Source organism: Alkalimonas sp., assembly GCF_020831925.1.
In the GTDB taxonomy this organism is placed as follows: domain Bacteria; phylum Pseudomonadota; class Gammaproteobacteria; order Enterobacterales; family Alteromonadaceae; genus Alkalimonas.
Genome location: NZ_JAFIFQ010000127.1, coordinates 1 through 1,994 on the forward strand (window position 1 = coordinate 1; position 1,994 = coordinate 1,994).

Consider the following 1,994-nt stretch of genomic DNA (forward strand, 5'->3'; position numbering starts at 1 on the left):
ATATTACCGATTTGATGCTTGCCCAAAAAATACAGAACAGGCGGCTGTGGCTGCTTTGGTTTATTGCGTGCTTATTTAGTTTAGCCCTTATTGTGTTTTTGGCGCTCAGATTACAAAAAGCTACGGCTCATTCTATTAAAAATCAGCAGTTGCAGCTGCAATGGTCCGAACAGCGCTTAAGCGCCTTGTTTACCTTGTCTCCTTTGCCTATTTTACTCAACCGGATGGCCGATGGTGCTTTTATAGAATCGAACTTAGCCATGGAACGATTGGTTGGTTACACCCAGCAGGAGCTGGCAGTTTTAAGCTATTGGGATCTAACACCGGAAAGCTATGCCAATGATGAACAGCAGCAGCTTGAGTCATTAACCAGTAAAGGGCGTTACGGGCCATACCGCAAAGAGTACCGGCACAAAGACGGCCATTTAATTCCAATCGAGCTCAATGGGGTTTTGTTTGAAAACCCGGCTGGCGAGCAAATGATTTGGACCATCGTTCAGGATTTAACCGAGCGCAACCAACTGGATAAAATGAAAGATGAATTTATTTCTACCGTCAGTCATGAGCTGCGAACGCCTCTCACCTCCATTGCTGGTTCTTTATCACTGGTGCTGGCAGGGGCAGCGGGTGAGCTCACGGATAAAAGCAAGAAAATGCTCGATATTGCTCAGCGTAATTGCAAACGACTTACCAGTCTGGTGAATGATTTACTGGATATGGAAAAGTTGGTGGCAGGCAAGGTAACCTTTCAACCGCAATGCATTGAGCTGGTTGAATTATTGCAAGAGGCCGTTGAGCAAAACATGCCTTACGCGCAAAGCAATCAGAGCCAACTTCGGTTGGAGGATGTGGGGGAAATACAAGTACTGGCCGATCCGGCCAGGGTACAGCAAGTACTGACCAATCTGCTATCCAATGCAGTTAAGTTTTCACCGGCTGGCAGCGTGGTTCGCATTACCACTCAGCCAAAACAGTCCTTTGTTCGTATTACTATCATTGATGAGGGCCCGGGGTTAACCGCCCGGGAAATCAGCGGGCTGTTTCAGCGCTTCTCGCAACTGAGCAATGGTACAACCAAGCAACACAGTGGGACTGGTTTGGGTCTTGCCATTTGCCGGGAAATCGTGCAGCAATCGGGTGGGCGCATCGGTGTGGATAGCCAGCCAGGCCAGGGTGCTTGCTTTTGGTTTGAGTTACCGCTAATTGAGCCGGTTTCGGCGATGGGTTCCTCTAAGAGAATTCTTATTTTGGAGGATGATGCTGATATTGCCTGTACGCTTCAGGCTATGCTGCAACAGCAAGGCTTTGACAGTGATTGGGCTGCTAACCTGCATTCAGCCTGGCAGCTACTGGCACGTAACACTTATTGTTTAGTCACACTGGATTTACGGCTTAATAATGAACATGGCAGCGACTTCTTTTTACGTCTGCGCGATAATCAGGCTACCCAAACTATGCCTGTGCTGGTGATATCTGCGTTTTTAGATAAAGGAAAGTTGCAGCTTGGCGCTATTGCCAATGCCATTGACTGGCTGGAGAAACCGATAGATCCAGATACGCTGGCGGCCAGGATACATGCTTTACTGGAGTCTTACTCCTGGCAAAGCGATGCCCGGCTACTGCATGTCGAAGACGATGATGATGTTGCGGCCATCGTGCAGATGCATTTAGAGCCGCGTTGTCGTTATTATCGGGCAGCCTCACTTAACCAGGCGCGCGCATTGCTTCACCAGCATCGTTTTGATGCTTTATTGCTGGATATCGGCTTGCCGGATGGCGAAGGTTGGGGGCTGCTAAGCGATATTCACAAGCTGCAGGGGGATATTCCCGTGATGGTATTTTCCGCTCAGGAGTGCTCAACTCAGCAACAAAGTCAGGTCAGTATGACTTTTGCAAAATCACGGATTGAGCCAGCTGAACTGGCTGAGCGTATTAAAGCTATACTTAATCAATGATATCAATAAGAAGGACTTTGCTATGGAACTAACCCGGGT

The 1,994-nt window shown here is 48.3% G+C and carries 1 protein-coding gene; it reads left to right on the forward strand.

The genetic code is table 11. The features are described 5' to 3' along the window. The coding region (locus JJU14_RS16575; protein WP_228614820.1) for a response regulator at positions 1 to 1,955 on the forward strand (1,955 nt) is incomplete at its 5' end. Positions 1,956 to 1,994 lie beyond the last annotated feature (39 nt).